The 5,716-nt window shown below is 65.4% G+C and carries 7 protein-coding genes; 5 read left to right on the plus strand and 2 right to left on the minus strand.

Annotation, left to right across the window (positions count from 1 at the left end):
• The coding region (locus tag ACLBYG_RS31370) for a YqaE/Pmp3 family membrane protein (protein ID WP_447684054.1) at nucleotides 1–246 on the plus strand (246 nt) is incomplete at its 5' end.
• 690 nt (nucleotides 247–936) lie between these two features.
• Here the strand turns inward: ACLBYG_RS31370 and ACLBYG_RS31375 are convergent.
• Entirely contained in the window at nucleotides 937–1,545 is a 609-nt protein-coding gene (locus tag ACLBYG_RS31375; protein WP_447684055.1) for a glutathione S-transferase family protein, read from the minus strand.
• Between the two features lie 96 nt (nucleotides 1,546–1,641).
• Here ACLBYG_RS31375 and ACLBYG_RS31380 point away from each other — a divergent pair, with 96 nt between their 5' ends.
• Entirely contained in the window at nucleotides 1,642–2,361 is a 720-nt protein-coding gene (locus ACLBYG_RS31380) for a helix-turn-helix transcriptional regulator (protein WP_447684056.1), read from the plus strand.
• A gap of 92 nt (nucleotides 2,362–2,453) precedes the next feature.
• On the opposite strand, the gene ACLBYG_RS31385 is transcribed toward ACLBYG_RS31380, so the two are convergent.
• Nucleotides 2,454–3,242, minus strand: coding sequence for a tyrosine-type recombinase/integrase (locus ACLBYG_RS31385; protein ID WP_447684057.1), 789 nt, complete (start codon nucleotides 3,240–3,242; stop codon nucleotides 2,454–2,456).
• A gap of 173 nt (nucleotides 3,243–3,415) precedes the next feature.
• Between ACLBYG_RS31385 and ACLBYG_RS31390 the strand changes: the two genes are divergently transcribed.
• From ACLBYG_RS31390 to ACLBYG_RS31400, 3 genes are all read left to right on the plus strand, one after another.
• Nucleotides 3,416–4,170, plus strand: a protein-coding gene (locus ACLBYG_RS31390) for an IS5 family transposase (RefSeq protein WP_447684058.1) whose coding sequence is annotated in 2 segments (ribosomal slippage) — nucleotides 3,416–3,740 and nucleotides 3,740–4,170 — 756 coding nt in all. Because the reading frame shifts where the segments join, the coding sequence is not laid out codon by codon here.
• 604 nt (nucleotides 4,171–4,774) lie between these two features.
• A complete protein-coding gene (locus ACLBYG_RS31395; RefSeq protein ID WP_447684059.1) occupies nucleotides 4,775–5,413 on the plus strand; it encodes a hypothetical protein in 639 nt (212 codons plus the stop codon).
• A 14-nt stretch (nucleotides 5,414–5,427) separates the two neighbouring features.
• Nucleotides 5,428–5,682, plus strand: coding sequence for a DNA-binding protein (locus ACLBYG_RS31400; RefSeq protein ID WP_447684060.1), 255 nt, complete (start codon nucleotides 5,428–5,430; stop codon nucleotides 5,680–5,682).
• Nucleotides 5,683–5,716 lie beyond the last annotated feature (34 nt).

A 5,716-nucleotide genomic window follows, 5' to 3' on the forward strand; every position in this document is an offset into this window, starting at 1 on the left:
GCCGGGCCGCGGCGGAAGCTCGGCCGTCCGGAACCAGCCGCCGCGATCCGTGTTCGCTCACGAACGCGGAGACCCGTTGCCCCCATGATCATGATCCTCATCTGCTTTCTCGCGCCGTGGCTCGCCATGTTCCTGCGCGGAAAGGTGTTCCAGGGCATCCTCTGCATCATCCTCCACCTGACGATCATCGGATGGATCCCGGCGACGATCTGGGCGCTCGTCGTCACCCGCAAGGAAACGGCCTGACCGGGGCGGAGCGGCCGGGATCGGCGGCTCCGCCGCGCGGTCCGAACCCCGCATACGGGAACGGCGGGGCTCTCGCCCCGCCGCTCACGCCGTCCGTCGGGTAATCCGTCGCCCGGGCGGCCCCGAGGGCCGCCGCGGCTCAGAAGCCCATCAGCACCCCGGCCGAGCCGGTCACCGTCATCGCGAGGCCGCCCAGGAAGGCGCCGATCATCGCGTAGGAGAAGCCCTTCAGGACCATGTCGTGCACTCCTTTCATCAAGCGGCGGGTCCTCAGCCGGACCCGGTCGGTTCGTCTGCAATGATGATGCCGGATCGGCCGGGCGCGTGCGGTGCGAAGAGTCACGCTGCACCGCGGAACTGTTCGGCGCGCGTTCAGGCGGCGACGGTCAGCGGACGTGCCGCCGGGGCCGTCTCGCTCACGCGAAATGGGCCGGCAGGCTGAGGGCCTGCGCGTAGGTCACGAGCGCGACCGCGCCGGCGATCAGGGTCGCCACCAAAGCGATGCGGTTGGTCCAGGTCATCGTCGTCTCCATCGGGTTCGCGACTGTGTTCGCGGTGTGATCCCGATGTACGCCCAAGCTTTCGGGCCCGGCGTGTCCCGGAACACCTGCGGTCGCCGGAGCCGCTCGGGACCACCGCGCGCGGGCCGCTTCCGGCCACCCGGGAATCGCGAGCGGCGCCCCGTCGGCGCTAGGCGGATTGCGGCCCCGACGCGCCGTCCTTCGCCGCGGCGCGCAGAGCGGCCGGGCGCGCCCGGCAGCGGTCCAGATAGGCATCGAGGGCCGCACTCGGCGGGAAGGCCGCGCGGCCGAAGCCCAGGGCGCTGCCGATCAGGATGTCGGCGCCGGAGAACCGCGCGCCCATCACGTAGGGGCCGCGCGCCAGGGCGGCTTCCAGGCGGTCGACCACCGCCGCGTGGTTCCGGCGCTTCTGCGGCGATCCCGCGAGCTCAGCCGTCAGGCCGGCGAACAGCGCGGGCTCGAACTCGGCGACGTACCAGGCCAGCCACGTCAGGTACGCGCCGCGCTCGGGGGCGCCCACCGCCGGCGCCAGCCCGGCTTCGGGGAACGTCTCCGCCAAGTAGAGCACGATGGCCTGGGACTCGGTGACCAGACCGCCCGCGTGCAGGACGGCCGGGACGCGCTTGTCGGGATGCGGGTTGGCGGCGTCCGGCACGCCCTCGCCCGTCATCGGCCGGAAGATCGAGACCGGCGCGATGGTGTAGGGCACCCCCATCTCCTCCAAGAGCCAGACGATGCGCGAGGAGCGCGATTGCGGGGCGTGGTACAGGGTGATCATGGCGCGGTTCCTGTCGGCACGGCGCGCGGGATGGCCGTGGCGGGAGGACTTGTAGGGACGCCCTGCTGACAGCATTCTGTCAGCAGGAGTCGGTGGATGCGGCGCGCGGACAGGCTGTTTCAGATCATCCAGATCCTGCGCCGCTCGCCGCGCCCGGTGACGGCCGCCGAGATCGCCCGGGAGCTGGAGGTCTCGGTCCGCACGGTCTACCGCGACGTCGCCGACCTCGTCGGCCAGCGCGTGCCGATCCAGGGCGAGGCCGGGCTCGGCTACGTGCTCGGCGAGGCGTTCGACATGCCGCCGCTGATGCTGACGCCCGACGAGATCGAGGCGGCCGTCCTCGGCGCGCAGTGGGTCGCGGGACGGGGCGAGCCGGTCCTCGCCAAGGCGGCGCGCGATCTCATCGCCAAGATCACCGCCGTGGTCCCCGAGCGCCTGCGCCCGCTCATCGCCGATCCGTCGATCGGCACGCCGACGGCGTTCGCGCAGGCCGCGGACGGGATCGACGTCGCTCGCGCGCGGACCTGGATCCGCGAGGGCCGCAAGATCCGCATCCAGTACCGCGACGTCCGCGGCGATCCGAGCCAGCGCGTGATCTGGCCGGTGATCGTCGGGTTCTTCGATCAGGCCCGGATGGTGGCCGGCTGGTGCGAGCTGCGCGGGGCGTTCCGGCACTTCCGCACGGACCGGATCACGGACGCCGAGTTCCTGGAGGAGCGGCACGGCCTCCGGCCCGCCGTCCTGCGTGCGCGCTGGAAGCGGAGCCTGCCGGACCGGCAGGAGGCGGCGAACCCCGCCGCGCCGGCCGCGTCGTAGGGCCGGATGACAGGGCCACGCGGAATGACCTGGCGACCCCGGTAGGGCTCGAACCTACGACCTGCCGCTTAGAAGGCGGCTGTTGTGGTCGATTAAGCTGTTACGGATGCGCCGTTTTTCAGCGCGTTATCGTTGCCGTGTTGCGTTGGTGTTGCCAGCTCGATCGCACCGAGCACGGAAAGCTCGCCCGCGGTGATCGCACGGCGGTCCATTCGTCCGGCCCGAAACAAGTGGCCGTAGACTCGCTGCGTGAACTCGGGCGACTCGTGCCCGGCCCATTCCGAGACCTGCCCAATCTTCGCCCCCTCATCAATCCAGAGCGACACGGCGAAATGCCGGAAGCTGTGCGCCGTCCAGCGTGGCGAGCCGTCGGCCGTCACGATACCGAGGACGATCTGTAGAGGACCTAGTTGCCGGTTGACGATGTTCGGGTAGCCGATCGGTGTTCCAGTGTCCGACGGGAACACCAGACCGCCGTCCTCTGCCATCCTAGCTCGCCAGTTCGCCAGGATCGTTGCGAGTTGTGGGCCGATCGGCACGCTTCGCAGAGCCGCCGCCGTCTTCACGGTGTCTCGAACATTATAGCGGTCGACTCCTTCTCGGATCCGAATGTGCTCAGGATCGACGTTGGCCCAGGACAGGCCGCGCGCCTCACCAATGCGCAAGCCGGCAAGGGCCATTGTGGCGAGGAGTGGCCGGAGCCATGGTGTTGGGCGGAACGTCTCGACAGCGACTCCTGAGTGCCGCGCGCGGAAGATACGCGCCTGCCGGATCGGATGCTCGGCCGAGACCCGCTGCACCTCAACGAAACGGGCCCCCTCTCCGCTTCGCTCACGAGCGATTAGAAACAGAGCTTCGGTATCAGCGGCTGCGGCGAGCATCGCCCTGACGACCTCGCGTTCTGGAATGTGGATCGTCTCCTCGACCTCACGGATCTCTGCGCGCCGTGTTTTCCGCCGGCTCCGAAGCGAGCGAACTGGATTAGGTCGCGAACCCATAACGGCTGGCACGGTTGAACCGCGGCGTCGTTAGCCCTCTGAGCAGGAGGGCCTTGATGGCGCGGTTTGATCTGACGGATGCGGAGTGGGCGGTGATCGAGCCGTTGTTGCCGACGGACGTGCGCGGCAAGGAGCGCGTGGATGACCGGCGGGTGCTGAATGGGATCTTCTGGCGGCTGCGCACGGGCGCGCCCTGGGCCGACATCCCGGCGCGCTACGGCCGACATACGACCTGCGGCAACCGTTTTCGGCGCTGGCGCAAGCGTGGCATCTGGGATCGGCTTCTGGACGCGGTGTCAAAGGCTTACGACGGCGACCTGCAGATGATCGACGCGACCAGCGTGCGGGTTCACCAGCATGCCGCCTGCGCCCAAAAAAAGATGGCCGATCCGGTGGCATGGGTCGCTCGCGCGGCGGCCTGACGAGCAAGATCCACGCGCTGGTGGATGCTGACGGCCGTCCGGTGGCGCTCAAGATCACCGCGGGTCAAGCGCACGATGGGCGCGCGGCGGCCGACATGCTGGGCGGTCTGGGCACGGGCCAGATCCTGCTGGGGGATCGAGCCTATAACAGCGACGCGCTTCGCACTCGGATGGCGGAGCAGGGCGCGTGGGCGAATGTGAAGCCGATGCCCAACCGCAAGCGAGTGCCGGCGTTCAGCCCGTTCCTGTACAAGTACCGCAACTTGGTCGAGCGCTTCTTCAGCAAGATCAAGCACTTCCGAGCCGTCGCCACCCGTTACGACAAGGATCCCGACAACTTCCTAGCCAGCGTCAAGCTCGCAGCCCTGCGGGTCTGGCTGCGAGCTTAATGAGTCCGCGACCTAGCGTGGGCAAGTCGCCGACGGATCGCCTCATCGAAGATCGCACCCAGCACGATCCTGGCACGCCGACACGTGTCGTCGGTGCGTCCCTCAGCCTTGAGCCGTTCGAGCCAGTCACCGACGTCCGCTGGGTGGAGTTTCGGAAGTAACCGAGCACCCAGGTACGGCTTTACATGCCCCCCATAGTAGACGCGGTAATTGTGAAGCGTGGCGCCTGCCGCCTGATCCGCTTCCAGCGCGGCGATCAGCAATCTGTAGGCGTGGTCCACCGTGCTCGCTGCGCGGTCTGGTAAGTGGGTGCCGGTTATCACCTCGCTTCGAACACGTACGAGAAACCCATCAGCCTCCTTCTTCGTGGGGAATTGGCGGAAGCGGCGGGCGCCCCCGCTATCGGTGTAGCTCGCCAACCATACGGTTTTTCCGCTTGGGAGCATTCGCTTCCTAATCGTTGCCATGTCGCTCATATCACTGACGAAATTTTCCGACCAATCCAAGGAATCGCCAAGGATGCCGCCGTCATGTAGAATTCTACGACATGGCTCTTGACCGGTCTACGCGGTCATGTAATTTTTTATGGACATGGGCGGTCGATATGGCGTTCTTCAATGACCTAGTTCGGGTCATCGCTGAAGTGCAAGGCTTAGATGAAATGACCGTCCGGGGGATTGGACTAAATGTACGTGATGCCGGTCATATCCGCAAAGGAGGTCGAGGACTGTCCGCAGCAAAAATGAGTCCTAAAGACGCCGCAAGTCTTCTAATCGGTACCTGCGCGACAAATATGTCGAAACAAGCGGGCAATGCTGTCGGCGAATTCTATTATGCTTCCTTCAAGAACGCTCGAGGCCTATCAACAAAAGGTCGTGCCCTCCTAGGACGTATCATGCTTGATGAAGTCCCGGCCGGAGATTTTCTCGCAGAACTGATCCAGATTTCTGCAATCACCAGACAAAATGAGTTTGCTTCTTTCCTGGCCGACAATTTTGATTTTCCACAAGGAGGCATCGACAGAAATCAAATTGCATCAGAAATCGATCGGTCAGTATATCTCGAAATCCACTTTTCCAGACCGTCGCCACGGATCGACTTCTTAGTTCGAGGCGTCGAAGACAGGCACATATATTCAAGAATGTGGTTTTCTAAGGAAGCGCGCCCTAATACTTCGGATCGCCGAGAGACCGTAATGATCACTCATAAAACTCTCCGATCTATCGGATCAGAGCTAGAATAAATCAAGGAGAAGTCATGAAGGATCTGACACCGCGCCCGGCCGGCGCGAACGATACTGGCTTGCCGCTTTCCCACGACCTCATGACTGGCGCGGAGGCAATCTCAAGATTCATGTTCGGCGATGCGACCGACACGAACAAGCGACGGGTCTACCATGCCAGCGACAAGTTGGGGCTGCCGACCTTCAGACTTGGCGGCACACTGTGCGCCCGCCGTAGCACCATCCTGACCTGGATCACGAAGCAGGAGCAGCAGGGGGGCGCGGCGTGAGCGCTGTCGTACTCCCTTTCCGGTTTGCTAGGCG

This window comes from Methylobacterium sp. D53M, from assembly GCF_053345625.1.